The 25,686-nt window shown below is 65.1% G+C and carries 18 protein-coding genes and 1 tRNA gene; 6 read left to right on the forward strand and 13 right to left on the reverse strand.

Annotated features, from left to right (window positions below; translation table 11 throughout):
* Nucleotides 1–42: 42 nt before the first annotated feature.
* Nucleotides 43–1,854, forward strand: a complete 1,812-nt coding sequence (locus H5T74_12900; protein MBC7231275.1) for an AMP-binding protein — start codon at nt 43–45, stop codon at nt 1,852–1,854.
* Nucleotides 1,855–2,009: 155 nt separating this feature from the next.
* Here the strand turns inward: H5T74_12900 and H5T74_12905 are convergent, their stop codons facing one another.
* The 3 genes from H5T74_12905 to H5T74_12915 form a co-directional block, all read right to left on the reverse strand.
* The gene (locus H5T74_12905) at nt 2,010–2,270 is read right to left on the reverse strand and encodes a hypothetical protein (GenBank protein ID MBC7231276.1); all 261 of its coding nucleotides are present in this window, start codon (nt 2,268–2,270) and stop codon (nt 2,010–2,012) included.
* The gene (locus H5T74_12910) at nt 2,264–3,079 is read right to left on the reverse strand and encodes a 4Fe-4S binding protein (GenBank protein MBC7231277.1); all 816 of its coding nucleotides are present in this window, start codon (nt 3,077–3,079) and stop codon (nt 2,264–2,266) included. The genes H5T74_12905 and H5T74_12910 overlap by 7 nt, the downstream gene beginning before the upstream one ends.
* Nucleotides 3,080–3,746: 667 nt before the next feature.
* The gene (locus H5T74_12915; protein MBC7231278.1) at nt 3,747–4,940 is read right to left on the reverse strand and encodes a 3-hydroxyacyl-CoA dehydrogenase; all 1,194 of its coding nucleotides are present in this window, start codon (nt 4,938–4,940) and stop codon (nt 3,747–3,749) included.
* 243 nt (nt 4,941–5,183) lie between these two features.
* Between H5T74_12915 and H5T74_12920 the strand changes: the two genes are divergently transcribed.
* Together H5T74_12920 and H5T74_12925 are read left to right on the forward strand one after the other, a co-directional pair.
* Nucleotides 5,184–5,918, forward strand: coding sequence for an MBL fold metallo-hydrolase (locus H5T74_12920; protein MBC7231279.1), 735 nt, complete (start codon nt 5,184–5,186; stop codon nt 5,916–5,918).
* 84 nt (nt 5,919–6,002) lie between these two features.
* Nucleotides 6,003–6,091: transfer RNA gene (locus tag H5T74_12925), tRNA-OTHER, on the forward strand.
* 684 nt (nt 6,092–6,775) lie between these two features.
* On the opposite strand, the gene H5T74_12930 is transcribed toward H5T74_12925, so the two are convergent.
* From H5T74_12930 to H5T74_12965, 8 genes are all read right to left on the reverse strand, one after another.
* On the reverse strand, nt 6,776–7,279 hold the full coding sequence (locus H5T74_12930; GenBank protein ID MBC7231280.1) for an OB-fold domain-containing protein: 504 nt from the start codon (nt 7,277–7,279) through the stop codon (nt 6,776–6,778).
* Between the two features lie 15 nt (nt 7,280–7,294).
* A complete protein-coding gene (locus H5T74_12935; GenBank protein MBC7231281.1) occupies nt 7,295–8,449 on the reverse strand; it encodes a thiolase family protein in 1,155 nt (384 codons plus the stop codon).
* Nucleotides 8,450–8,463: 14 nt separating this feature from the next.
* The gene (locus tag H5T74_12940) at nt 8,464–9,606 is read right to left on the reverse strand and encodes a thiolase family protein (GenBank protein MBC7231282.1); all 1,143 of its coding nucleotides are present in this window, start codon (nt 9,604–9,606) and stop codon (nt 8,464–8,466) included.
* A gap of 18 nt (nt 9,607–9,624) precedes the next feature.
* Complete coding sequence (locus tag H5T74_12945) at nt 9,625–10,089, reverse strand: Zn-ribbon domain-containing OB-fold protein (protein ID MBC7231283.1); 465 nt, start codon at nt 10,087–10,089, stop codon at nt 9,625–9,627.
* Between the two features lie 757 nt (nt 10,090–10,846).
* Nucleotides 10,847–12,712 carry an aldehyde ferredoxin oxidoreductase family protein gene (locus H5T74_12950; GenBank protein MBC7231284.1) on the reverse strand — a complete coding sequence of 622 codons (1,866 nt, stop codon included), beginning with the start codon at nt 12,710–12,712 and terminating at the stop codon, nt 10,847–10,849.
* Between the two features lie 104 nt (nt 12,713–12,816).
* Entirely contained in the window at nt 12,817–13,233 is a 417-nt protein-coding gene (locus tag H5T74_12955; protein MBC7231285.1) for an SCP2 sterol-binding domain-containing protein, read from the reverse strand.
* Nucleotides 13,234–13,295: 62 nt separating this feature from the next.
* Entirely contained in the window at nt 13,296–14,459 is a 1,164-nt protein-coding gene (locus tag H5T74_12960) for an iron-containing alcohol dehydrogenase (protein MBC7231286.1), read from the reverse strand.
* A gap of 489 nt (nt 14,460–14,948) precedes the next feature.
* The gene (locus H5T74_12965; GenBank protein MBC7231287.1) at nt 14,949–15,512 is read right to left on the reverse strand and encodes an SCP2 sterol-binding domain-containing protein; all 564 of its coding nucleotides are present in this window, start codon (nt 15,510–15,512) and stop codon (nt 14,949–14,951) included.
* 444 nt (nt 15,513–15,956) lie between these two features.
* Between H5T74_12965 and H5T74_12970 the strand changes: the two genes are divergently transcribed.
* A complete protein-coding gene (locus tag H5T74_12970) occupies nt 15,957–16,946 on the forward strand; it encodes a (Fe-S)-binding protein (GenBank protein MBC7231288.1) in 990 nt (329 codons plus the stop codon).
* A gap of 394 nt (nt 16,947–17,340) precedes the next feature.
* Here H5T74_12970 and H5T74_12975 read toward each other — a convergent pair whose 3' ends face one another.
* Nucleotides 17,341–18,000 carry a cobalamin B12-binding domain-containing protein gene (locus H5T74_12975; protein ID MBC7231289.1) on the reverse strand — a complete coding sequence of 220 codons (660 nt, stop codon included), beginning with the start codon at nt 17,998–18,000 and terminating at the stop codon, nt 17,341–17,343.
* An 11-nt stretch (nt 18,001–18,011) separates the two neighbouring features.
* Nucleotides 18,012–19,160: a uroporphyrinogen decarboxylase gene (locus H5T74_12980; protein ID MBC7231290.1), complete on the reverse strand. Its 1,149-nt coding sequence runs from the start codon at nt 19,158–19,160 to the stop codon at nt 18,012–18,014.
* A 290-nt stretch (nt 19,161–19,450) separates the two neighbouring features.
* On the opposite strand from H5T74_12980, the gene H5T74_12985 reads away from it, so the two are divergent.
* Nucleotides 19,451–22,207: a beta-galactosidase gene (locus H5T74_12985; GenBank protein ID MBC7231291.1), complete on the forward strand. Its 2,757-nt coding sequence runs from the start codon at nt 19,451–19,453 to the stop codon at nt 22,205–22,207.
* A 441-nt stretch (nt 22,208–22,648) separates the two neighbouring features.
* Nucleotides 22,649–25,606 carry a S8 family serine peptidase gene (locus H5T74_12990; protein ID MBC7231292.1) on the forward strand — a complete coding sequence of 986 codons (2,958 nt, stop codon included), beginning with the start codon at nt 22,649–22,651 and terminating at the stop codon, nt 25,604–25,606.
* The last annotated feature ends 80 nt before the right edge of the window (nt 25,607–25,686 follow it).

Here is a 25,686-nt window from a genome sequence, read left to right on the forward strand (position 1 = left end):
GGTCGCGGATGCGATAGTTATCAGCGGGCTGCAGGATCGGGCTTGAGTTCGAGGGAGGGACATTCCATGACCGATTTCCGGCATTTCTACGATGACATACTCGCGTCTTTCGCCAGGTACCCCGCTATCATCCATGGAGATGAGGTCATCACCTACAGGGAGCTGGATGAGCGCACCAACCGCCTCGCCCACGCCATGCTGGAACTGGGGATTAAACGCGACCACAACGTGGGCATAGCGGAATATAACACCCCCGCGTTCCTGGAGGTGGTGGCTGCCGCCTTCAAGGTGACCGCGCGTGCCGTGACCCTGAACTTCAAGTTCAAGGAATGGGAACTCAAGCATGTCATAGAGGACGCAGGCATGGAGACGGTGTTCTTCAACGAGGACATAGCCGACCGCATGGTGAACCTGCGCCCTGAGCTGCCGGGGGTGAAGAACTACGTCATCATCGGCGAGCGCCGTGTCGAGGGCATGCTCAACTATTCCGAGATCGTACGGGGTAGGCCGTCCACTGCCCCCACCCCGCCATGGCCAGAGTTCAGCGGCGACGACGTGGTGGTGCTCATGTACACCGGGGGCACAACCGGGTATCCGAAAGGAGTGATCTACACCCATGACCAGGTGTTAAGCGCGCCACTCGAGGCGATGATCCGCAATTTCGCGGGCGGACTGAGAGACCTCTCCAAGGCACCACCCCAGGTCTTCAAGGGCATCGAGAAGACCCTGAGAATCCCCGGCGCCGCGCGCACCCTCCCTTGGCTGCTCTCGCGTGAGGCCACCCGCAGGGCGCTGATAGTCGTGGGCAAGAAGGCAGGCCCCTTCATCATCAAGGCCCCGGACCCCCTGATCAGGGCGATACTCTTCCTCAACGCCAGGCTCACGGGAGGGAAGGTGAGGATGCTGTTGGCCAGCCCCATGATGCACGCCTGGGCCTACAACCACGCCCTCATCGGCATGATCGGAGGTTTCACCAGCATCCTCCTGCCCTCCAAGAGCTTCGAGGTCTCGGAGATGATCTCGGCCATAGAGAAGCACCGCGCCAACGTGCTGGTGGCGGTGGGCGACGGGCAGTGCCGGCCCTTTGCCGATGAGCTCGACCGCGCCGCCGCCGAGGGGAAGCGTTACGACCTGGGTTCTCTCCTGGTTGTGCTCTCCAGCGGCATGGCACTCTCCGTAGACGTGAAGCGAAGGCTGCTCGAGCACCTCCCACAGCTCATCATCCTGGACGTGCTGGCCTCAACGGAGGGGCATTACATCTCCGTCACTCCCTACACCGCCGCGGACCGTGAGCTGGAGAAGACCGTCTTCAGGGTGAGCGACATGGTCAAGGTCATAACCGAGGATGGGAGGGAGGCCCGGCCGGGCGAGATCGGGGAGGTGGCGGTAGCCCGCGAGCACCAGGGCTCCTCGGGATATTACGGCGACGCCGAGAAGACGGCGCGCACCTACCGCAAGGTGGGCGGCAAGACCTACATCTTCACCGGCGACATGGCCTCAGTGGACGAGAAAGGACACATACACCTCATAGGCAGGGGATCCGGCTGTATCAACACTGGGGGCGAGAAGGTGTTCCCTGAGGAGGTGGAGGAGGTGCTCAACCGCCACCCCGCGGTGGAGCTCTCGGGTGTCACCAGCGTTCCCCATCCCCGCTGGGGAGAGGCGGTCACGGCGGTGATACAGTTAAAGCCGGGGGAACAGGCCGACGAGGAGGAGATAAAGGCGTGGTGCAAAGAGTATCTGGCTGATTACAAGGCCCCCAAATACGTGCTCTTCGTGGACGAGCTGCCGCGCCTGATCACCGGCAAGGTACATTACCGCGAGATCAAGCAGTTGGTACAGGAGAAATTCTAGGCGTTGGGGTCACATCTTCGATCTTCGATGCCGGCAGGTCTCAACCGCTTGTGGGGTCAGCTAGTGGATCCTGCCATGGGCATATTCTAAATGAAAACCCCGCCACTAACACCAACAAACGCTATCGAATCGAAGATTGAAGATCTGACCCCCAATTAGGGATTGAGGGGGCGGCGCCCGGCCGTGACCCGGATGGCGTTCTGGGCGCAGGCGGACAGACACTCCCCGCAGCCGTCGCAGAACGACACGAAGCGGGGGACGATGCGGTATCGGGGGTTCTCCCCGTGCCGGTCGTGGTCTTTTTCCCTGGGTACGGCGAGGAAGACACCGTGCGGGCAAGCCTCCTGGCAGCGGCGGCCACAGGCCTCGGCATCGCAGTCGGCGACCCTGACGCGGTAACGGGGCATCGTTACCACCTCCCCGCCGCCGCAGGAACGGTCTCTCGTCCCGCCAGGGACAGGGCTCCGCGCGGGCAGACGCCGCGGCACAGGCCGCATCCGAAGCAGTCCCCCGCGTGCACGTGCACCCGTCCAGCCTCGGGATCGTAGTGCAGGGCTCCGAAGGCACAGCGGGAGACGCAGACGGGTTCCTCGCAATAGCGGCATAGCAAGCGATCCACCACGCAGACCTCGTGGCCCTTGTAGATAGCCGCCTCTACGTTATTGGCCCAGCGCTGCTTGAGCGAGGTGCAGTAGCGCGCGTCGCAGTTGCAGATGCAGATGGGGAAGGGGACCTTGGCGTAAAGCACCTGGTGGAAATGGCCACGCTCCTCGCTGCGCCGTACCACTTCCTTGGCCTCTTCCAGGGTGATCTCCTCCATGGGTCCCTGGGGCATGTGGCGCCTCTGCAGTTCCTTCACCGGACCGAAGTTGAGACATACCATGTCGTCCCGGTTCCCCACCAACTTGCGGCAGGCGCAGGGCAGGAGCACGAAATCCCGGGCGTATTCCAGCAGCGCGAGGGAATCCTCGAGGGAGACCACCTGCCCGCCGTGCTCGTTGGGGGCCATGCGGTTGATGGCCGCCTTCACCGCCTTGCCGATCACCGGCAGGTTGACCAGCCGGGTCATGCGGGAGGTGAAGTCGATGTAGTAATCGATCCCCCAGCCCGCCACCTTCTCCAGGGTCTTCACGCGCTGGGGATCCTCCATCATCTTCTCGGAGAAGTTCTCGGGATTGAGGTACCAGCGGTTGCCCTGGCCGTGTTTCTCGCAGAACTCGCACATGAAGACGCCTCCAACACCGAAGATGCCCGCCGGGAGCTTTTATATTTTAACACAACGGATCGCGTAACGGGGTCAGATCTTCGATCTACGATACCAATATATGGGTAATATTCGTGATTTAAACGGCCAACGGCTACCTGATCGCATTGAAAAAGTAAGGGGTCAGATCTTCGATCTACGATACCAATATATGGGTAATATTCGTGATTTAAACGGCCAACGCTACCTGATCACATGATCACATTGAAAGAGAGGATCGGGATCTCATTGAAAACGAAGATCCAAAATAATGCCTATGGCACTTTATCTATAATAACGAGGTCAAATTCTCGACGACGGCGACTTATGCTTTAGCAACTGAGCTGTGGGTACCCGTCTTATCCCCAACCCCGAGCGCAGCGCCTGTGCCTTGTAAGTAAAGCAAAATTGATGCCAGACCCCCGTTTGGCGTTGGCGCTGGCCGCGTCGATGTTCGGAGAGAACTCGATTGGCAGACAATGCATCGATGATCGAAGATCGAAGATCTGACCCCATCGGGGAATGCATCGATGATCGAAGATTGAAGATCTGACCCCATCGATCATCTGACCCCATCGGGGAATGCATCGATGATCGAAGATCGAAGATCTGACCCCATCGAGGCCCCATCGAGGCCCATCGAGGCGCGTCAATGTGTCGAAGATCGAAGATCTGACCCCATGGTTACCATGCGCCGCAGCAGGGGAGGGGGGAGGAACGCGGGGCTCTTCGTCTCTTCGTACAGGCGCGAGGCCTCCGCGAGCACCGTGTCCAGCCCCAGGTTGTCGGCCATCTCCAGCTGCCCCATGGGCAGGTTGAACCCCAGGCGGGAGGCCCTGTCCACGTCCTCAGCTTCCGCTACCCCAGCTTCCACCACCCTTATCGCCTCCAGGATGCCGGGAAGCAAGAAGCGCATCAGGAGACCCTGGGAGTCACCTCTCTCCCCGGGGCCGCGCCTGGGCGCGGGGAGCATGTAGCTCTCCCTCTTCCCGCTTGCGTAGTCGTAGAAGCCGCGGCCGCTCTTGCGTCCCAGCAGGCCCGCGGCCACCATGCGCCGCAGCAGGGGAGGGGGTAGGAAACTGGGGTCGCGCGTGTCCTCGTAGATGGCCAAGGCGGCGCTGAAAGCCACCTCCAGTCCGGCGTTATCCATGATCTGCAACGGGCCTACCCCGGCCTCGAAGCCTCCCGTGGAACGGTCTATCTCCTCTGGCGTCGCCAGGCCCTCGTCCACCATGCGCACCGCCTCTATGGAGGAGGGGATATTCACGCGGTTGGCCACGAAACCGGCGTGGTCCTTCTGTACCAACACCGTCTCCTTACCCAGGCTGCGCGCCCAGGCGTCGGCGGATTCCATGGTCTCCTGCGAGGTGAGTAGGCCACGGATGATCTCCACCAGGCGCATGAGCGGCACCGGCCCGAAGAAATGCACCCCAACCACCCGCTCCGGCCGGGAGGTCGCGGCGGCCAGGGAGGAGATGGGGATGGCCGAGGTGTTGGTGCCCAGGAGGGCATGCGGAGGACAGATGCCGTCCAGGACGCGGAAGACCTCCACCTTGAGGGAGAGGCTCTCGGGCACCGCCTCGATGACCAGGTCCGCCCTGGAAGCCTCGCCCAGTTCGGTGGTGGTGGAGATGAGCTCCAGGGCGCGACCCGCACGCTCCTCATCCACCCTTCCCTTGGACACTAGCTTCCGCAGCGAGCTTCGGATGTTTTCCGTTCCCGCCCGCAGGGCCTCTTCGCTGACGTCGCAGAGAGTCACGCGGTAACCGGCCAACGCCGAGACCTGGGCGATGCCGTGTCCCATGAAGCCCGCTCCCACCACGAAGACGTTCTCTATGCCCATGGCCTCCTCCCTTGCCGGTGGCCGGTTGCCCGATTTGTGGTCGCGCGCCGCGTCCGCCGGGCGCGCACATCCCGCGCCGCGTCCGCCGGGTGCGCATATCCCACCGCCGTCCGCCGGGTGCGCATATCCCACCGCCGTCCGCCGGGCGTGCAGCCGCCGTCCGCCGCGGCGCTCCGGTTCGGCATCCAGATTAGTATAATCGGGGTGGAGATGTCATCTGTTGCTGGGGAGAGGAGGGGAAGCATGGCTTGCAGTGCCGCCATCGCGGGGGAGGTGGCCGGATCGCGGATCGTGACCATCCGGACCGCCACCGCCAACTGTTACCTGGTGTTGGGTCCGAGGCCTTACCTCGTGGACACCAACACCCCCAAGGCGAAGACGAGGATAATGCGCGCCCTGGACGCCGGCGGTCTCAAAGTGGAGGACCTGGAATACATCATCATAACCCACCACCATTACGACCACACCGGCTGCCTGGCGGAGCTCAAGCGCCTCTCGGGTGCGCGGGTGGCCTCGGGGGCAGGGGACGCCCCGGTGATCACGGGTGACCAGGAGCCGCCGGGTCCGGGAGATATCAGCCCTGCGGGAAGGCTGCTGCGGAGGCTGCCCGCCTCCTGGCTGCAGAGCTATCAGCGTTTCGAGAGATGCGCGGTGGACCTGGAGCTAGTGGACGGCCAGGAGATCGAGGAGCTCGGCCTGGAGGTTCTGGAGCTCCCGGGGCACACCGAGGGAGGCATCGCCCTCTACAGCCGCTCCGAGAGGCTGGCCTTCATCGGGGACATGGTGAGCAACATCATGGGCCGTCTCGGCCCGCCCTTCCTCTCCTTCAGCTATGATAAGGCGGCCATCCTCGCCTCCATGCGGCGCCTGGCGTCACTCGACCTGGACTATGCCTATCCCGGGCACGGCGCGGTCATCGGCCCCGACGCCGGGTCGAGGATCGGTGAGCTGGCCGATAAGCTCGCCCGCAGATGGTAGCACGGGGGGAGGGGAAAGGGAGGGAAAAGGGGCCGTGGCGTTCATAATATATATTTATAATTAATATAATGATATATTATATTAGGGAGCACGAGACTGGTGTCTCCCGCGGGCTGCAAACCCGTTGGCCGGCTCTGAAAAAGTCGGGGTGGGTTCGATCCCCACTGCTCCCCTCCAGCCATCTTCACCACCTCACGCTCTCCGGCCCCGAAAAGCGGTGGTGGCGGCGACCCGTTGCCGCTTATCACGGCCTTGCGTGTTCCTCCCACGTCACGCCCGGCTTACTTGAAAGATCCTCCCGGAAGTGAAAGTGACGGGTGCGGCATAGCGTGTTCCTCCCACGTCACGCCCGGCTTACTTGAAAGATCCTCCCGGAAGTGAAAGTGACGGGTGCGGCCTCGCGTCTTCTTCCCACGTCACGCCCGGCTTACTTGAAAGATCCTCCCGGAAGTGAAAGTGACGGGTGCGGCATAGCGTGTTCTTCCCACGTCACGCCCGGCTTACTTGAAAGATCCTCCCGGAAGTGAAAGTGACGGGTGCGGCATAGCGTGTTCCTCCCACGTCACGCCCGGCTTACTTGAAAGATCCTCCCGGAAGTGAAAGTGACGGGTGCGGCCTCGCGTCTTCTTCCCACGTCACGCCCGGCTTACTTGAAAGATCCTCCCGGAAGTGAAAGTGACGGGTGCGGCATAGCGTGTTCTTCCCACGTCACGCCCGGCTTACTTGAAAGATCCTCCCGGAAGTGAAAGTGACGGGTGCGGCATAGCGTCTTCTTCCCACGTCACGCCCGGCTAACCGCCGGCGGGTAGAGGAAAGGGGCCGGGTCTCCCCGGCCCCCCTAAACGCCCGAGGCGTTTCTACTTGATAATCTCGAAGTACTCCACGTCGTGGATGCTGCCGGTGCGGTTCTCCGCCCACACGGCGCGCATGCGCATCCCCACCTCCAGCTCTTTCTCGTCGTAGACGTTGCAGAAGTGCATCATGCGCGTGTTGGCGCCGTCCAGGGTCACCCATATGGAGGTGAAGGGGACCTGCTTCATGCCGCCGTTGTTGGCGTCTATATAGGGGAAGCGCACGATGGTGAAGCCCTCGAGGACGCCCTCGGGTCCCACTTCCACCCACTCGTTCATCTCCACGTAGCACTTGCCGCAGACCTGGCGGGGAGGCATATACACCCAGCCGCACTCCGGGCATTTCACGCCCATGAAGCGCTTGTTGTCCCGCAGCTCAGCCAGGAACTTGCTCCAATAATACCCGAGGTGCCAGTGGAAGTCGTACTCCAGGTGGCCGGACTCGTGGGTGAGGAGCTCGTAGCCCTCGGGGGTATGGGTGCGCTTGCGCTTGTCTTCGTAAAGTCCCATAGTTCTCACCTCCTCCTATGGCAGGTCCGCGCCCAGGATCATCACGTCCGACCAGCTGCAGCCGCCGAACCCCGTGGCCAGCGCTTTTTTGGCGCCCTCAACCTGGCGCTCGCCGGCCCTTCCCATGATCTGCCAGGCGGCCTCTCCGATGCGGATGAGGGCGGTGGCGCCGATGGGGTTGGTGGAGATGACCCCGCCGGAGGGGTTGATGGGCAGCTCGCCGTCCATCTCGAAGGTGCCCTTGCGGATGAGGGCGGGAGCGCCGCCGTGCTCGCAGAACCACAGGGAGTCCATCCACTTCACCCCGCAGGTGGAGGCGGGGATGTAGAGCTCGGCCACGTCGAATTCCTTGAGCGGGTTGGTTATCCCCGCCAGCTTGTAGGCCGCAGCCGACGCCCTCTCCAGGGTGGGCATGAACTTCCACTCCAGGTCCCCGAAGTGGGTGTAGTCGTGTCGAACCACCGAGGCGTGCACCCATGCCGGTTTAGGGCAGAGCTTCTTGGCCTTCTCCTCGCAGGCGAAGATCACCGCGCAGGAGCCGTCGGAGCGCGGGCACATGTCCAGGAACTTGATGGGGTAGGAGAGCATTGGTGAGTTGAGCACGTCCTCCACCGTCACCGCCTGGCGCGAATGCGCGTAGGGGTTGCGCAGGGCGTTGTTGCGGTCGCGCGCCGCCACCATGGCCGCGTCCTCCTCGGTGGCACCGAAGGCCTTCATGTACATGGAGTACTCGGTGGCCAGGGGGCCGATAGCTCCCGCGAAGGGGTCCCTCTCAAGGGTGGGGTTGGCGCAGGTCGAGATGGCGGCTTGGGTGTCGGACTCCGAGTTCTTCTCCCAGCCCACCGCCAAGACCACGTCGAAGAGGCCGCTGGCGACGTGGTAGTAGCCGCAAGCGCCCACGGTGGTACCGGTGGTCCCGCCGGTGGTCACCTTGAACACCGGCTTCATGCATGCTCCAAGCCCGTCCACCGCCCACATGTCCACGTAGTTGATGTTCTCGAAGTGGTCCATGTTGCCGATGACGATGGCGTCGATGTCCTTGATGGTGAGCTGCGCGTCGTCCAGAGCCCGGGACACGGCCTCGGCGATGAGCTCGACGCCGGAGGCATCCAGGCGCTTGGCGGCGTGGTGGGTCTGGCCTACTCCGATGATGCCTACTCTTTTACCCATTTCACGTCACCTCCTTATCTCCCCAGCACCCAGACACAGTGCGACTGCCCGCACATGCCGTTGATGCCGTGCACCAGCGCGGTCTCCACGCCGTCGAGCTGGCGCTCGCCCGCCTCGCCGCGAAGCTGCAGCACCGCTTCGGCCATGGCATAGAGGCCCGCGGACTGCACGGGATTGGCGGAGAGGCGCCCGCCGGAGACGTTCACCGGGAATTTTCCGTCGGCGTTGAACCAGCCGCGCTCCAGGTACTCGCAGCCCTTGCCGTCATCGCAGATCCCCAGCCCCTCCAGCCACAGCGGCTCCATGTAGGAGAAGGCGTCGTAGACCTCGGCGAAATCGATCTCCTTGAGGGGGTCGGAGATGCCCGCCATCTCGTAGGCGCGCTTGGCGGCCTTCTTCAGGGCTCGCATGTCGGCGAGGTCGCGGTCCCCCAGGCGGAAGGCGTCGGAGCAGTGGCCCACGCCCTTCATCCACACCCTCTTCTTGTTGGTGGTGAGTTTCTTGGCCTGCCTTTCCGCCGCCAGGATGAGGGTGCAGGCCCCGTCGGTCACCGGGGAGCAGTCGAGCACCTTGAGGGGGTCGGCCACCTTGCGGGAGTTCATGACGTCCTCCACGGTGATGTCCATGGGGAGGAGCGCGATGGGGTTCTTCTTGGCGTTGCCGTGGTTCTTCACCGACACCAGGGCGAACTGCTCTTCCAGTAGGCCGTACTTGCTCATGTAGCGGCGCGCCTGTAGTGCGGCGGAGGACACGGCGTCCAGCCCCAGCTTGCGCTCAACCAGGGGGTCGAAGGCGCAGTTGGTGATGCCGTTCATGTTGCTCTCCGTGCCCTTGTGGTGGGCGCAGACGATGGAGACCCCGAAGGAACCCGAGAGGATGCGCATCATGCCGTAGAGAGCGCCGAAGGTGCCGTCGCCTTCCACGGTGGTGATGTCCTTGCCGTAGGCTCCCGAAGCGTCGGAGATGGCCATGCTGGAGATGGTGCGCCCGTCCCAGAAATCGCTGGAGACCGAGACCACGTTGTCCACCTCGTCGCGGGTGATGCCCGCGTCCTCCAGGGCCTTGGTGGTGGCCTCGAAGACCATCTCCGCGAAGGTCAGGGGGCTGTTCTGCGCGTACTTGGTATAGCCTACACCGATGATCGCCACTTTTTCCATGTATCTCACCCCGCTTCCCTATGCCAGGGGACGGAAATGCCTGATGTCGAGGATGTTGCCCTCGCGCTCATCCTCGAGTACCGCCTCCACGCGCATGCCCACCTTGACCTGTTCCGGGTCCACGTCTCCGATAAAGTGGACTATGCCGGTGTCGGCGCCGTCCATCTTGATCACGCCGTACACGAAGGGGGCCTTGCGGGGGTGCATAGACGGCTCTTCATAGCGCACCACGGTATAGGTCTCCACCGTGCCCGTGCCCGGGAGCTCCACCCAGTCGTGCGGCTCCTCGTAACAGTTTATGCACTTGATCTTCGGGGGAACGAAGGTCGTCCCGCAGCTCGGACAGCGGTTGGCCCAGATCTTGCCGTTGTCCCGCAGTTCGCAGTAGAAGCGGCTGAGCGTGCTTCCCACCGTCCAGGAATAAGGGACGCTGATCTTGCCCTCGTGGACCAGTATCTCCACATCGTCCTTCCAATCAGACAACTGCTTCACCTCCCTTTACCTGACCCTGCTGCCGATAAGTGGTACGTTCGCCGGAACCTCCATCCATCACCTCCTCACGGGGGCCGGATACCCTCCAGGACGTTGTCCGCCGTGCATCCCTCCTGGGGTGCGGCCGATGCCTTACTATTTCCCGACTCAAGCCCCTTTTGGTCGTGTCCGCCGTCCGGGTCCTTGCGGGTAAAGACGACGGTGCCGTGACGTTTGGAAGAAAAATTCCTCACGGAGACTCCAATCGCGTTACGTCTCATCCCTCTACCCGAGCCGGCGGGCTGGCCGCACGTGGCCGTTTGCCGGAACAGATGCCCGTGTCCAGGGGCCGTGCCAACAGATGCTTCGTAGCGTCGGGGCGCGCCCTCCTCCGCGCCCCCGAGCCGGCGCATAAAGCTTGTATTAAGCGAGCGTTAATATTCTATTACTTTTGCCGCCGTAAATAAATGGGGTCAGCCCCGGACATGGGACATTGTCGTTGAACATCTTTATCCAGGGTCAGCCCCGGACATGGGACATTGTCGTTGAACATCTTCATCCAGCGCCACCGGACATCCGGTCCAAGCGTCTTTTCACCCCGTCCTGGAGAGACTCGTGAAACATACCGAGAGATATCGGTGCCGTGATCTTCCGGGGTTCCGGGCGACGGGTGATCGGCCGCTGCCCGCCGAGGAAGCATCTCGCTGACGGCGGAAAGATAGCGCGAGGGAAAGCGCTGCTTTTTGTCCCATGTCCGGGGCTGACCCCATTATAGGTGGTTGGCGACGTCGCCGAGGCCGTATTTCTCGAGCGTCTCCCGGGTGGGAATGCCGTCCGGGGTCATGCCGCGGTACTCGTAGAACTCCCGCAGCATGGTGTCCATGTCCGGCACCGACCCGGCGATACCGCCGTCCTCCACCGGGGTCATGATGCGTTGCCCGATACGGTCATCGGCTCCGGTGGCTCCCCAGATGTGGCCCAGGCAGCGCTGCAGGAACCACACCCGCGCGCCCGCCTCCATCATCTTGGCCACGTCCCAGCCGTATCCCGCCACCGCGTTGAAGAGCTCCGCCCACTGGGTGACGGAATAGGCGGTGCCCGGGAACTCGCACCAGCAGGCGGAGTTCATGATGCAGCCCAGGTCGGCGGTGAGGGCCACCGCCTCCGCCTTGTACTCCGCTGACTGCGGCATGTAGTTCTTGTCCAGGCCTATCTCGGGGTACTCGACGGCGCCCCATTCCAGGAGGAAGGTGAGGTTGGACACGTGGCAGGCACCGCGGATGGAGACGGCGTAGGCGAGGCCGTCGCCCCAGTTGCAGCGCGGGTCGTGCATGGGAGCCTCCAGCCCCTTGGAGTCGGTGAGGTAGGCTTCCGCCCCTCCACCCACCTCCTCCGCGGCGGCACGCGACCCCTTGGCCAGGAGAGAGGCCAGCCTGCCCTGCCTGGCCACCACGCTGGGCAGGAGCTCGATCACCGCGTCCACGTCGCCCCATTCCAGCTTCATGCCATCGTATTCCTCCGGCTTGAGGATGCCCACTTCGAAGCAGTCCATGGCCCAGGCGAAGGTGGCCCCCATGGTGATGGTGTCTATGCCGGCGCGGTTGCAGAAATCGTTGATCTTGCACAGAGCGGCCAGGTTGTCGTTCATGATCAGGGTGCCGAAGGCGGCCTGGGTCTCGTATTCCGGTCCCGGCCCGGGCCTGGCCATGGCGTAAGGGCCTTCCTTGACCTCCACCACCGGCTTGCAGCGCACCGCGCAGCCGCGGCAGCTGGCGTGGTCCACGACGAAGTTGTCGGCGAGGGCGATGCCGGAGAGCTTCTCCGCCCCCTCTTCCCATAACCCCCGTCCCCAGTTGCGGGTGGGGACGTCTCCCTCGAACATCTTGGCCTCCATGTTGGCGCCGGTGCCGAAGGCGGAGAGGGCGCCGCAGAAGATGTTGTCCTTGATCATCTCGCGGTGCTCCTCCTGCATGGCCTTGACCTTCTCGGGGTCGGCGAACTCCATTTTCTTGTTGCCCTCGCCCACAATGGCTTTGAGCTGCTTGGAGCCCATCACCGCCCCCATGCCCGCGCGGCCGAAATGGTGGCCGTAGTCGTTGGCTATGCTGGCGAAGGGGATGAGGTTCTCGCCCGCCGGCCCGATGGCCAGCACCTTGGCCCCCTTGCCGTAGCGCTCCTTGAGGACGTCGGTGGTCTCGTAGGTGTCCATGCCCCAGAGGTCGTCGGCGGGAAGGAGGTCCGCGGAGTCCTCGCCCAGCAGCAGGAACACCGGGCTCGCCGCCTTGCCCTTCAGGATCACCGCGTCATAGCCGCACCGCTTGAGCTCGGGGCCGAAGTTGCCCCCGCAGGAGGCCTGTCCCCAGATGCCGGTGAGGGGAGAGCGCGCTCCCACCGTGAGGCGGCTGGAGCCGGAGAAGCCGATGCCCGTGAGAGGACCGGCGGCGAAGATGAGCAGGTTGTCCGGATCCAGGGCTCCCGCCTCCAGGTTTCCCCGCTCGAAGAGCAGCCTGGCCGCCAGGCCCGCCCCACCGATATAGTCACGGTAGGTCTGCTCGGGGATCTCTATCTCCTGTGTGGACCCGGTCGAGAGGTCCACCTCCAGGACCTTCCCCATGTTGCCGAAAGCCATGTGCATCACTCCCCTCCTGGATGGCCGGGAGCGGACGCCCGCCGGCGGCGCGCCCCGGCTTTCTCACTCACTGCAAACCGTTGCCGGCCCCTCTGCCGTCGAGACGGGGTTCAGTTCAGGGACATGATCTTGGTGAGCCTGGTAAGGGCTCCCAGGTGCGTGAACATCCCCTTGATCTTCAGCTCCCGCTTGAGGAGCTTCTTCACCACCGCCATGCCCGTCTCGTCGAAGTACCAGGGCATGCCGTACTTGATGTTGATGTTGGCCAGGTCGAGCAGGGAGGCGGCGTCGGTCTCGATGGAGAGGTCGGGGGTGCCTTCCCTGCCGCCGTAAACGGTCAGGCTACCCCGGTTGAAGTCCATGGTGATCTCCGTCTCCGCGTCCACGGCGTGGATATAGACGCGCGCCTTGAGCCGGTTGAACTCCTTGAGCTTCTCCGGTTTCTCGATGTTGGCCTTGAGCATGTCCGAGAGCATCACCGCCATGGCCACCTCGTCGGCGCCGGGCGCTAGCTTGACATCCGCCATCTGTTTACCTCCTTTTCAGGTCAAGCGGCGGGACCGCGGCCGAAAGTCCGCGCGGGTTCCGCTCAGAAAGCCTTCTTGTACACCTCCATCACCTGCTCCGCCTCGAAGATCATCTTGGGGTTGTAGACGATGGAGCCGTCGCAGAGGGCCATGTCCGAGGCCTCGGCGAGCCCCTCCTCCTCCACGCCCACCTCGCGCAGCGACTGGGGCATACCGATCTTTTTGGTGAGCTCGAACACGGCATCCACCGCCGCGCCGGCCGCCTCCTCGTCGCTCATGCCCCTCTCCCTGACTCCCATGGCCTCGGCCACGAAGGCGTAGCGGTCGGCGCATTCGTCCATGTTGTACATCATCACGTGGGGCAGCAGGATGGAGTTGGCCACCCCGTGGGGCACCTTGTAGAGGGCGCCCACGCAGTGGGCCATGGCGTGCACCAGTCCGACCTGGGCGTTGGAGAAGGCGATGCCGGCCATGGTCGCCGCGATCTGCTGCTGTCCGCGCGCCACCAGGTCGGAGCCGTTCTCCACGCAGATGGGGAGATACTGCATGATGAGGCGTATGGCTCCGAAAGCAAGGGTGTCGGAGATGGGCTCGGCCTGGAGGGCGTGGATGGCCTCGATGGCGTGGGTGAGGGCGTCCATGCCCGTCATGGCGGTGATGCGCGGCGGCATGGTCGCGGTCATCTCCGGGTCGAGGATGGCGGTGTTGGGCATGAGGTAGTCGTCCCCGTAGAGCAGCTTCTGGTTCTTCTCCCAGTCTTTGATCACGAAGGCGTAGGTGACCTCGCTCCCGGTACCGGCGGTGGTGGGGATGACCACGTGAGGGGTGATGGGATGGGTGAGCATCTGGAACCCCTGGTAGTCCTGTAGGTTCCCGCCCTCAGAGACGATGATGGCCATGCCCTTGGCGGTGTCGATGACGCTGCCGCCGCCCACGCTCACCAGGCAGTCGGCGCCCTTTTCGCGCGCGATCTCGGCGGCCTCGTTGACGATGTGGTACCCGGAGTCCTGGGGCACGCCGTCGAAGGTGCCCACGTGGCGGTTCCCCAGGGCCTTTTCCACCTTCTCGACGAGCCCCGCCTCCACCAGGCCTTTGTCGGTGACCACGAAGGCACGGGAGCACTTGAGGTGGTCCACCTCCGCTCCCAGGTCCTTCACCGCCCCGACGCCGAACACCAGCCTGGTGTAGTTCTTGTAGATGAAGGAGAGGTCCTTATCGTAGGCCATGCATATCACCTCCGGTCTGGTTCCCGGGGACCGGCGCCCCGGGGTCATCGGGTATTCATGCGCCGCTGGTGCGGCCGCTCTCTACCTCCAAGTCTCGGCGTCCGCAGGCAGGGAGCGGGCCGCCTGCCATCATGCCCGTTGCACTCCGGTGACGCCGTGATCGATCTGCTCTGCTCCGAAAACCGCGGGTGGAAGAGAATGCCTCCCCGCCGCGGCATGCAGGTCGCGATCGCGGTGGCGGACTCTTCCGGGCCGCTCTCCTCGCCGGGCGCCGGCCTCCGGGACGGGATGCTCGCCCGCGCGCACCGTGCGCGCGGGCGGGATTCCCTTTGCTCCCGCGCCTCGCGCTGCCTGCCGCCCTCTCTCCGTGACGGCTTCCAGCGAATAGCGCCTTACCGTCACGCCACGGGAGGAAGCCTCTTCCTGCGCGGGCTCCAGGTCTCGGTTCCGAAAGCCCGTCTGAAAGCGAAAGGCTACCAGCTGCCCCGGCTATATCCCCAACTCCTCCTCGGCCCGCTTGAGCAGCGCGCGCAGCTCCTCCTTGCCGGCATCGTCCAGTTCGTCGGGGAAGCGTGGGTTGGTGGAGGCGGAGAGGTCCACGAGGCGGGAGGCCGCCTTCACCGCACGCACGATGGTGGGGAGGTCGCCCTTGAGCTTGAGCTTACCCTGCATCATGCCCTTGACGGTGTCCAGCTCCTTGGCCATGACCGCCTTCCAGCGCTCGTACTCGCCGGTGATGACGTAATCCCCGGCCTCGCCCACCTCGGCGGGCACGATGCGCACGTAGTTGCAGTCGCCGTGCCAGAGGTCCATGAACATGTAGAGGTCCTTGTCCAGCCCTATCTCCGGCTTGGCGAGGATCTTGATGACCACCGAGCCTTCCCAGGTCTTGGCGGCCTCCTTGTACTCGGCGTCGTTCTGGATGAGCTCCTCGTACTGCTTCACCCACTCCGGGGTCCCCATGATATAGGGGGGTGACTGGCTCTCCATCCTCTCCTTTACGATGTTGTTGTAGGCCTCAACCCATTCGTCGGTGCCATACGGAATTGCCATACCATTCCCTCCTCTGACTAGTCGAGTCGCCCAGCAGTGTCTCGCCGGAGGCAGGCGCACGAGGCACGAGTCTACCGGCATGAACAATATAATTAGTTTGCATACGATTATGCAACCGATCCGGCTTGGCCCCGGCGCATGCGGGCGCGGGCCGAAAGCCGCACCCCCGCCGCGCAAGGGCGTCCTCGGTTCCCGGCGCGTGCGGGCGCGGGGGGAAGAGCAGACTTTCAAGCGCGACGGGGAGGGAGGGGTCCGCGACGCGCGCGGGCGTCTGGGTAGGGGATGGTCAAGCCGGCGCGGACCGGCCTCTCGAAGGGCGCCGGGGAGGCGGTGCGCTACCCCGCAGCCCATTCGCACAGCTCCTGAGGGGCTTGCCGCGCGGGCGTTGGGAGGCCGGTTGTGATAGATTATGGGCATAGGCCTCAGAAAAAAAGGAGGGAGAGGATGTTCGAACGGGATAAATGCGACCTTTGCGGAGACTGCGTCTTTCTGTGCCCCTACGTGGACTACGACCGCGAGCAGTCCATAGAGCAGTTCCGGGCCCTCAAGGAGGGCGGCACGCCCGAGATCGTCAGCCAGTGCGTCACCTGCGTGGCCTGCAACCAGTTCTGCGAGAAGGGCGCCAACCCCTTCGACCTCATCCTGAAGCGCCAGGAGGAGACGGGGGTGCTGAACATCCCGGAGCAGAACACCGAGGTCTTCCGCAACCTCCCCAAGGCCCCGAGCCAGGTGATAGCGGGAGAGCCGGGCAGGCCGACCCTTTCCCTCTGCAGTGTGGGGGACTTTATCCCCGGCCTTTTCGAGGGACCGCTCTTCCAGGGGATGACGGTGCTCAAGGGAGGCGATTATTTCTGCAACGTGGGCTGGGTGCACCTGGGTTACGAGACGCCGGTGCGCGAGGGAGCGCGGCGGGTGGTGGAAAACCTCGCCGCCACGGGGGCCTCGGAGATCATCTTCTACCACGACGACTGCTACGCTCTCCTGGCCTCCATGGTCAAGGAGTACGGCATAGAGGTGCCCTTCCGTCCCGTGCACATCATAGAGTATCTGCTGGAACAGGTCAGGGAGCGGAGGGACGAGGTCAAGCCCTTGAACATGAAGGTAGCCTACCAGCAGCCCTGCGCCTCGCGCTATACGCCCTGGAAGGACGAGCAGCTGGACGAGCTCTTCGAGCTCATCGGGGTTGAGAGGGTGGAGAGGAAGCACGACCGCAGGTTCGCCCTCTGCTGCGGGTCGCCCATGATGCCCCGCGACCGCGACAAGGCCATGGAGATAAAGAGGCGCAACATCGACGACGCCGTGGAACACGGAGCCCGGGCCATGGCCTATCTCTGTCCCCTCTGCGTGCTCAACCTGCGCAAGGTGGCCGACGCCGCCGGGCTGGAGGGCTATCACATCATCGAGCTCACCAGGAAGGCCCTGGGTTATGCATGAGACCCCGGGCGTTGCTGCTGATGTTCCGAGAGACCCTTATCGGCTCGATTCCCGGGGGTCGCGGGCATGTCCGGCGGGGGGCGGGACGCGTGCCGCGATGCGTGGTCGGCGGAGACGGGCCGGGATGCCGGTACGCGGGATAAAGAAAGATCATCGGGCATGTGACGGGAAGTTGACCCCCGAATTGTAATAATTGTAATGACACCGGCGGGGGCCTTGTCGGCACGCGGGTTGCTCCGTGAGGGTTGGGGAAAAAGCCTGGCGGTCGGGATGCCTGCGAAGGCCGTTTTGAGATTCCCGCCCGGTATCTCTCGCACCATGCACCATATATGCCTTTGCCTTCTACATGAACGGGATGCCGCCGTGGACGGCTTGCGGCCGGCGTGCCCCCGCGTTAAAGACCCCCACGTGCCTTTCCGATCAGGGACCCGATGAGGGAGGGGGCCCCGGCGGCGCTCTCCCCGTAGCCGTCGGCCCCCATGTCGGCGGCCACGTCGGAGGAGAGAGGGGCTCCTCCCACCACGATGACGGGCCGCGGCTCCAGGGACCGCGCCAGCTCCACGGTGCGGCGCATGTTGGGCAGGGTGGTGGTCATCATGGTGGAGAGGGCAAGTACCCCGGCGCCGCTGGCCCTGGTCTCGTCCAGGAACCTCTGGGGCGGCACGTCGTAGCCGAGGTCGATGACCCTGTATCCCTCGGCCTCGAGCATGGCCGCCACGAGGTTCTTCCCTATCTCGTGGACGTCTCCCTCCACCACGCCCAGCACCACCGTCTCGCCCGCGTCAAGGGCACCGGACTCCCGCAGGGAGGGAAGCACAGCGCGCATGCCGGCGTGCATGGCCTCGGAGGCCATGAGCAGCTCCGGAAGGAAGTACTCGTGGCGCTCGTAGAGATCCCCGGCCTCCCGCATGCCCCGGCAGAGACCGTTCTGGATGATCTCCCGCGCGGCAACCCCCCCGGCCAGGGCTTCCTCGCACCGCGACGCGGCCACTTCTTCCGCGCCGTCCCTCACCGCCGCTGCTATGGACGACAACACCAGGTCTTTTTCTCCCATCTTGCTCACCCTCACTTTATCGGGTATTTGCCGTAGATCTCCGCCGCCCGCACCACTGCCAGGGCGTTGACCAGCTCGATGTTGGGCGGGTACTCGCAAGCCGGCGCCAGGACGTAGCCGCCCCCCGGCGCCAGCGCCCTGATCTGCTCCCGGGCGAGTTCCATGATCCTGGCGGGCGGCTCCATGAGGATGCTCTGGGTGGGGATGAGGCCGGCGATGGCCGTTCTCTTACCATAATTTACCTTGAGCTCCGCCAGGCTCTCGCAGTCGTCCGGAAGGTCAGCGAGGGATACCATGAGCGGCTCTATGTATTCGAGCTGCAGGTCCAGATAGGGCCTGGTGCCGCAGTTATGAAGGGCCACCAGGGCGCCGTTTCGCCTGATCTCTTCCGCGATACGCCGGACATAGACCCCTTCCATCTCCACCCAAAGCTCGCGGGATATACCGGACTGCGAGGCGAAGAGGGTGTCCAGCATCACCGCGTCCACGCCGGTGTCGCAGAGGGCCCGCGCGTAATCCGTGAGCACCTCGGTGATGACCTCCAGGGCGGCCTTGACCTTCTCGGGATGTCGCACGCAGTCCACGAACAGCCTCTGGGCGCCGCGCATCATGGAGAGGACCCCCAGGGGGCCGAAGATGAACCCCATGACCGGGTAGCGTATCCCGGCCTTCCTAGAGAGGATCCTGCCCAGCTTGATGCACATACCCATGCGCGGGGTGCTGCGTGGGTCGAAGGGCTCGAGGCGCTCGTAATCGTCCACCGTGGCGATACGCGGCCTGCGATAGTCCGGATATGCGGTGCTGTAAGGGGGATATACCATCTCCTGGCCGAAGTCGGCGGCCTCCACCGAGAGGTCGATGACGGTGTAGAGGACGTCTCCGCCGATGAGCTGGTTGGCGGCGATATAGGCCTCCGCCGCCGCCTCGGGATCGCGCGAGAACCTCTCGTAGGATATGCCGGTGAGGCGGCGCGCCGCCCCGAGGAGGAAGTGGGTCACCGGCACGCGGTCGGGCTCCTTATGAAAGGCGGCGCACAGCACGCGTTCCAGGGGCAGGAGTTCCCCCACCTTCGCGTGCGCGTGGAAGAGGCCGGCGGCGGCGCGCATCATACCCATGGTGGGCCTGATGAGCCTGCCCCCGACGCGAGGATAGACGGACATTTTATTCCTCACCACCCTTGCTCTGTCTGACTGCGGTGGTGCTATGGTAGCATCCGGAAGCATGATTTGGAAACCGAATGCGGAGCCAGACGGCCCGCCCCCTTAAATTCCGTTCGGGATTGACGATAATGTTCATGAAAACCGGTCTTTCGCAAGGGGGCGACTTGCGCGAGTTGCGACGCATGATGGCCGTGACGGCCTCTATATCGTTTCTCTTACTGATCGCCGCGCCGCCCGCGTCAGCGCTGGGGAGCGCGGCTCGGTCAGATGCCTCTGTGCCGGGTTCCGGGATGCCTTCGGTCCGGGCCGAGGGCACCGTCTTCTCTCTCCCGGAGGGCCGCGCGGCAGAGGAGGCAGCGGCCCCCGCCGCCACGCCTTTCACCCCCTCCTCCACCCCCGGCACGGTGGGGGAACGATTCGGGGTGGCCTCCAGCCACATCAAGCTCTACGACGGGGCGACGGTGGAGAGGGAGTTCGCCGCCGCGGAAGATGCCGGCGCAGCCTGGCTGCGCTGCGACTTCGCCTGGTCGGACCTGGAACCCCTGCCGGGGGTGTGGAACTTCTCCGGGGCGGACGCGGTGGTGGAGAGGGCCGGGACCCACGGCGTGAAGCTGCTGGGCATCCTGGGGGCGGCTCCCCCCTGGGCCAACGGGGGACAGGACTGGAGGTATCCCCCCACGGACCTCGAGGCGTGGCGGGGATACGTGCGCACCGTGGCCGCGCGCTACCGCGGCCGGGTGGCTGCCTGGGAGGTATGGAACGAGGAGAACATCCACGCCTTCTGGATGCCGGAGCCCGACCCGGAAGCGTACCTGGAGCTGCTGGCCGCGGCCTCCGCTGAGATCCGTGCCGCCGATCCCTCGGCCGCGGTGGTCATGGGCGGAGTGGCGGGCCTGGGCCCAGACTACCTGGACGCCTGCCTCTCCCTGGGTGCGGCGGAATATATAGACGCCATCGCCTACCATCCCTACGCGGAGACCGTCGGGGAGGAGGGGCAGCCGCCGGAGGACACCTACCGTCCCAAGGAGAGGCTCTGCCGTAACCTGGTGGCCTTCGTGCACTGGCTGGTCTCGCTGTACACGGCGAAGGACCTGCAGGTCTGGATAACCGAGGTGGGCTGGCCCACCAGTCCCGAGGCACCGAGCGGGGTGGACGAGGACACCCAGGCGGACTATCTGCTGCGCACCCTCATAAACTACGCCTCCACCGACGTGGACCGCGTGATCTGGTTCAACCTGCGCGATACCCACCTCAACGACTGGGACCGCTACGGGCTGCTCAGGCGTGACTTCACCCCCAAGGCCTCGTATGCCTTCTACTCCACCTTCACGCGGGTGTTGGGGGCGGCTGCCGGGATAGACAACGCCACGGTCTCCTTTTCCTGTTCCCGGCCCCAGACCCTGGAGGCGCACTGTTTCCGCATGGCCGGCGGCGGACTGGCGCTTTCGGCCTGGAAGAGCGACGACGCGGCCGATTCCCTCTCCTTCACGGTCAACGACCCTGACTACGCGGACCCGCAGCGCGTGGATCCCTTGAGCGGCGCGACCTCCGCCCTGGCGGGGACGTCGCGGGACGCCGCGGGAAGGATCACGGTGAGCGGGCTCCCCGTGGGGAAGAGGCCGGTCATCGTCACCCTCGAGAGGGGAGCCCCAGAACCCGGGCCGGAGCCGGGCCCGCAGCCGCCGGAGGGAGGCAGCACTTTCTACTTCGCCGAGGGCTACACGGGAGAGGGTTTCCAGGAGTACCTCTGCGTGGGGAACGTGGACGAGGCCGAGGCGGAGGTCGAGGTGGATTTCCTCTTCTCCGATGGCTCATCCTCCGTACAGCGGTTCAGGGTGCCGCGAGGCTCGCGTTTCACCCTCGACGTGAACGCGGCGGTGGGTCCGGGCAGGGAGGTGTCCATGGCGGTCACCTCTGAGCGGAGGGTGGTCGCCGAGCGCCCCATGTATTTCACCTACGGGAAGGGGTGGACGGGGGGTCACGCGGTCATGGGGGCGCGGGGTCCCGCGCGGGAGTGGTATTTCGCCGAGGGCTACACGGGAGAGGGTTTCGATCAGTGGCTGTGCGTGATGAACCCGGGAGGTGAGGCCGCGGAACTGACCTTCCGTTTCCAGACGGAGGAGAAAGGGGAGGTGGTGGTGGATAGGCTCGGGGTGGCCCCGCGCTCCCGCGCCACCTTCCGGGTCAACGAACTGCTCGGCGACGGTTTCCAGAACTCCTGCGCGGTCCAGGCCTCCGTGCCGGTGGTGGTAGAGCGGCCGGTATATTTCGATTACCTGGGAACGGGTTCGCATCATTGGGAGGGGGGCCACTGCGTGATGGGGGCCACGTCCACCGGGCGCCGCTTTCTCTTCGCGGAGGGCTCCACGCGGGAGGACTTCGAGGAATGGATAACCCTCCAGAACCCCAACCCTTTCCCCATCGAGGTCTCGGCCCTCTACGTGTTCGGGCCGGGACAGGGGGAGCCGCTGGGCCGTACCTACCGCGTGGAGGGCGGGAGGAGGTCCACCATATTCGTGCCCGCGGAGGTAGGCCAGGACAGGGACGTGTCGGTGGAGCTGACCTCAGGGGACGGGTTCCTCGCGGAGCGGCCCGTGTACTTCTCATATGGCGGGGCGGGGGCTGACGGATGGGAGGGCGGGCACTGCGTCATCGGTGCGGGCGTCGGGGCGGACGAATGGCGGTTCGCCGAGGGATACACTGGAGAGGGCTTCCATAACTGGCTGTGCGTGCTGAACCCGGGCGGCGAGGAGGCGGTGGTGGAGGTCGCCTATCTCACCCAGGAGGAAGGAGCCCTCGAGCCGCGCACCCTGAACGTGCCGCCGCGTTCCCGCGCCACCCTCTTCGTCAACCAGCACGCCGGCGCCGGATACCAGCTCTCCTGCCGGCTGCGCGTGCTCGCAGGTCCCGCGGTGGTGGCCGAGCGGCCTATGTACTTCTCGCATGACGGGCGCGACGGCGGGCACGCCGTATTCCCATGGGGTCAGCCCCGGACATGGGACAATTATTTGAACCCCATGGAGCCGGAGTCTCCGCCTGCACAATAGCGCCTTCACCACCTGTCCGATGGCGTCCGTTCTTCATCTTTCCGGCTCGCCACACGGGGCAGGGGCGGGAGGCGCGGGTGCGTGTGTGGAGACCGGAGCCGTCCCCTTTCCTCCGCACGGTCCCGTCCGCGGCCCTCGAGACGCACCCCATGGAATTTGCCCTATCCACCCACGGGGAGTAACCTGTAAGCAAGTATGTACAAGGAGACTGCCGTGAGGGTCAGCCCCGGACATGGGACAAAGGCGGGAGGCGCGGGTGTGGGCACGGAGACCGGAGCCGACCCGTCATCACCCCCCGCAAGATCCGACCGCCTGTTCTCGAGACGGCCACCGCGCGCGGTGTCACATCGAGTCGAGGGACCTTGCCCACGGCGCAGGGCTTTCCCGTTCCGGACCGCGGGCGGCAAGCTCGCCCTAGCCTGCGCGGCGGCGCTGATTCTTTTGGCAATGATTTCCTCTACGGGGAGCATCGCCGGCACGGGCTCCCCCGCTCGGAGCGAGCTGCCGGACACCGCCCGTTTCACGCGCGATCCCTTCACCGCTCGGACCGGTGAGCTGCTGGTCGGACTTGAGGCCGCGGCGGCAGAGGGGGTCGGAAAGATGCTGGAGGGCGCGGGCGCGGGCCGGGTGGAGGAGGAGCTGCTGCGTTCGGGAAGGGTGTCCCTGAAGAGGATACGCCTGGACAGCGGCCTCTCGCCGCGTGAGGCGGCGTCGCTTTTGGACGTCCTACCCCAGGTGCTCTACGCAGAGCCGGACCACGCGGTGCGCATGGATTATTCTCCCGTTGACCCCGCTTACCAGCCCGAGCAGTGGGGCCTCCACAACTACGGCCAGCTTATCGGAGGAACGGAAGGCCTTCCCGGGGCGGATATCGGAGCCGAGGAGGCCTGGGACATCGAGCGGGGCCTCTCCAACCCCGTCACGGTGGCGGTGGTGGACACGGGCCTGGACCTATACCATCCCGACCTGGAGGACAAGATTTGGGTGAACGCGGGAGAGGTGCCGGGGAACGGCGTGGACGACGACGCCAACGGATATGTCGACGACACGCGGGGGTACAACTGGGCGGGCATCACCCAGGGCCGGTATTACTATTATGATTACGCCGAGAAGAGGTACTACACCACCGCCTGGTATTTCGGCTACAGCTTAACCAACCGGTTGCTGGCGCAGTCCATAAGGGGTGCCGGCTGTCCCCTCACCCACGTGGGTATCATCCTGCAGAGGGTCGGAAACCCGGCGGAGGGCGTCACCGTCTCGCTGCGATCCTCCCTCTCCGGCGCGGACCTGTCATCCCTGTATATCGCCCCCGGTGAGGTGAGCGAGTCGGGGGGAGAGATCTACCTGCCCCTTTCCGTTCCCGTGAACCTGGCGGAGGGAGCCACCTATTACCTCGTCTTCCGGACCTCCAACCTCGATACCTCGAACCATTACTACCTCTACCACAACTTCGTGGACGACCCGCCCGACCCCGACACCGACCAGTACGACCCTTACCTCGACGGCCGCGAATACCGGTGGACTGGATCGGCGTGGGAGGAGTTCGGGAGCTGGGACTTCTACTTCCGCACCAACCCCAACCCCCGACCCCGCGACGACAACGGCCACGGCACCCACGTGGCGGGGATCATCGGGGCCGAGGAGGGGAACGCGGAGGGAGGGGTGGGGGTCTCCTTCGGTGCCGGGATCATCCCTCTCAAGGTGCTGGACTGCTCGGGCAGCGGCTATTACTCGGATATCATCTCCGGCATGAGGTACGCCGCTGACGGCGGCGCCGCGGTGATCAACCTCAGCCTGGGAGGCACGTCGTATTCCGACGCCATGCAGGAGGCGGTGGACTACGCGCGGGCGAAGGGCGCCGTGGTTCTGGCCGCGGCGGGCAACAGCGGGGACGGCACCGTGCTCTATCCCGCGGGATGCGAGGGGGTAGTGGGGGTGGGCGCTACCACCAACCGCGATGTGCGCGCCGCATTTTCCAGCTACAACCAGTATGTGGACCTCACGGCGCCGGGTTGGTTCGTCTATTCCACCATGCCCACCTACCCCGCCGCCCTTAACTCCCTGGGATACGGACAGGGTTACGACTATCTATCGGGCACCTCCATGGCCACCCCCATGGCCTCGGGTCTGGCCGCCCTGGTGCGTTCCCTGCGGCCGGGTTACGGACCTGACGAGGTGTGGGTCGCCATGCGGGACCACGCCAGGGACCTCGGGCCCCCCGGACGCGACGACGAGTACGGCTACGGGCGCATAGACGCCGCCGCCACCCTGGAGAGCATTCAGGTCGCCCCCTACATCTCCTCCCTCGCGCCCTCCCGGGGAAGGGTGGGGGAGAAGGTGACCATCGAGGGCAGCGCCTTCGGGAGCGTCCGGGGCGCCTCATCCGTCTCCTTCGGCGGGGTGGAGGCCTCCCTCTACGACGCCTGGTCCGACACCGCCGTGACCTGCTACGTGCCCCCGGGCGTGGCGGGAGTGGTGGAGGTGACCCTGACCACCCCCGGTGGGATCTCCAACGCCCGCGCCTTCAGCGTCTTGCCTGCCATCTCCTCCCTCGCGCCCTCCCGGGGAAGGGTGGGGGAGAAGGTGACCATCGAGGGCAGCGCCTTCGGGAGCGTCCGGGGCGCCTCATCCGTCTCCTTCGGCGGGGTGGAGGCCTCCCTCTACGACGCCTGGTCCGACACCGCCGTGACCTGCTACGTGCCCCCGGGCGTGGCGGGAGTGTTGAAGGTGACCCTGACCACCCCCGGTGGGATCTCCAACGCCGTGCCTTTCACGGTCGAGGAAGCACCCCCCTCCACCACCTGGTACCTCGCCGAGGGCTGCACGGAGGGGGGCATGGAGACCTGGGTGCTGGTGCAGAACCCGGGAGACGCCCCCGCCTCCATAGCCATGGATTTCCAGACCGCCACGGGACGGGTGGAAGGCCCCCGCGAGACGGTGCCCGCCCGCTCCCGCCGCACCTACGAGGTGAGCAGGTACGTCACCGCCTGGGACGTCTCCACCACCGTCACCTCCGACCTCCCGGTGGTGGCGGAGCGCGCCATGTACGGCGGGAACCGCACCTGGGCCCACGACTCCGTGGGGGTCACCGCCCCCTCCACCACCTGGTACCTCGCCGAGGGCTGCACGGAGGGGGGCATGGAGACCTGGGTGCTGGTGCAGAACCCGGGAGACGCCCCCGCCTCCATAGCCATGGATTTCCAGACCGCCACGGGACGGGTGGAAGGCCCCCGCGAGACGGTGCCCGCCCGCTCCCGCCGCACCTACGAGGTGAGCAGGTACGTCACCGCCTGGGACGTCTCCACCACCGTCACCTCCGACCTCCCGGTGGTGGCGGAGCGCGCCATGTACGGCGGGAACCGCACCTGGGCCCACGACTCCGTGGGCTACACGCCCTGAGCCCGTACCGCTCCCGCCCGGATGCGGTCAGGCCCTGAAGGACCCGTTCATTTATAATAGGGGAGGAAACCGGGAGACGG

This window comes from Actinomycetota bacterium (genome assembly GCA_014360645.1).
Lineage (GTDB): Bacteria > Actinomycetota > Geothermincolia > Geothermincolales > RBG-13-55-18 > Solincola_B.

Excerpts from the sequence above, each read along its gene's own strand:
- H5T74_12910 (MBC7231277.1), bottom strand. The coding sequence starts at position 3,079 with ATGTGCGAGTTCTGCGAGAAACACGGCCAGGGCAACCGCTGGTACCTC.
- H5T74_12915 (MBC7231278.1), bottom strand. The coding sequence starts at position 4,940 with ATGGGCATAGAGAACGTCTTCGTGGTGGGAGCGGGCTTCATGGGACAC.
- H5T74_12920 (MBC7231279.1), top strand. The coding sequence starts at position 5,184 with ATGGCTTGCAGTGCCGCCATCGCGGGGGAGGTGGCCGGATCGCGGATC.
- H5T74_12930 (MBC7231280.1), bottom strand. The coding sequence starts at position 7,279 with ATGGGACTTTACGAAGACAAGCGCAAGCGCACCCATACCCCCGAGGGC.
- H5T74_12935 (MBC7231281.1), bottom strand. The coding sequence starts at position 8,449 with ATGGGTAAAAGAGTAGGCATCATCGGAGTAGGCCAGACCCACCACGCC.
- H5T74_12940 (MBC7231282.1), bottom strand. The coding sequence starts at position 9,606 with ATGGAAAAAGTGGCGATCATCGGTGTAGGCTATACCAAGTACGCGCAG.
- H5T74_12950 (MBC7231284.1), bottom strand. The coding sequence starts at position 12,712 with ATGCACATGGCTTTCGGCAACATGGGGAAGGTCCTGGAGGTGGACCTC.
- H5T74_12955 (MBC7231285.1), bottom strand. The coding sequence starts at position 13,233 with ATGGCGGATGTCAAGCTAGCGCCCGGCGCCGACGAGGTGGCCATGGCG.
- H5T74_12960 (MBC7231286.1), bottom strand. The coding sequence starts at position 14,459 with ATGGCCTACGATAAGGACCTCTCCTTCATCTACAAGAACTACACCAGG.
- H5T74_12965 (MBC7231287.1), bottom strand. The coding sequence starts at position 15,512 with ATGGCAATTCCGTATGGCACCGACGAATGGGTTGAGGCCTACAACAAC.
- H5T74_12970 (MBC7231288.1), top strand. The coding sequence starts at position 15,957 with ATGTTCGAACGGGATAAATGCGACCTTTGCGGAGACTGCGTCTTTCTG.
- H5T74_12975 (MBC7231289.1), bottom strand. The coding sequence starts at position 18,000 with ATGGGAGAAAAAGACCTGGTGTTGTCGTCCATAGCAGCGGCGGTGAGG.
- H5T74_12980 (MBC7231290.1), bottom strand. The coding sequence starts at position 19,160 with ATGTCCGTCTATCCTCGCGTCGGGGGCAGGCTCATCAGGCCCACCATG.
- H5T74_12985 (MBC7231291.1), top strand. The coding sequence starts at position 19,451 with ATGCCTTCGGTCCGGGCCGAGGGCACCGTCTTCTCTCTCCCGGAGGGC.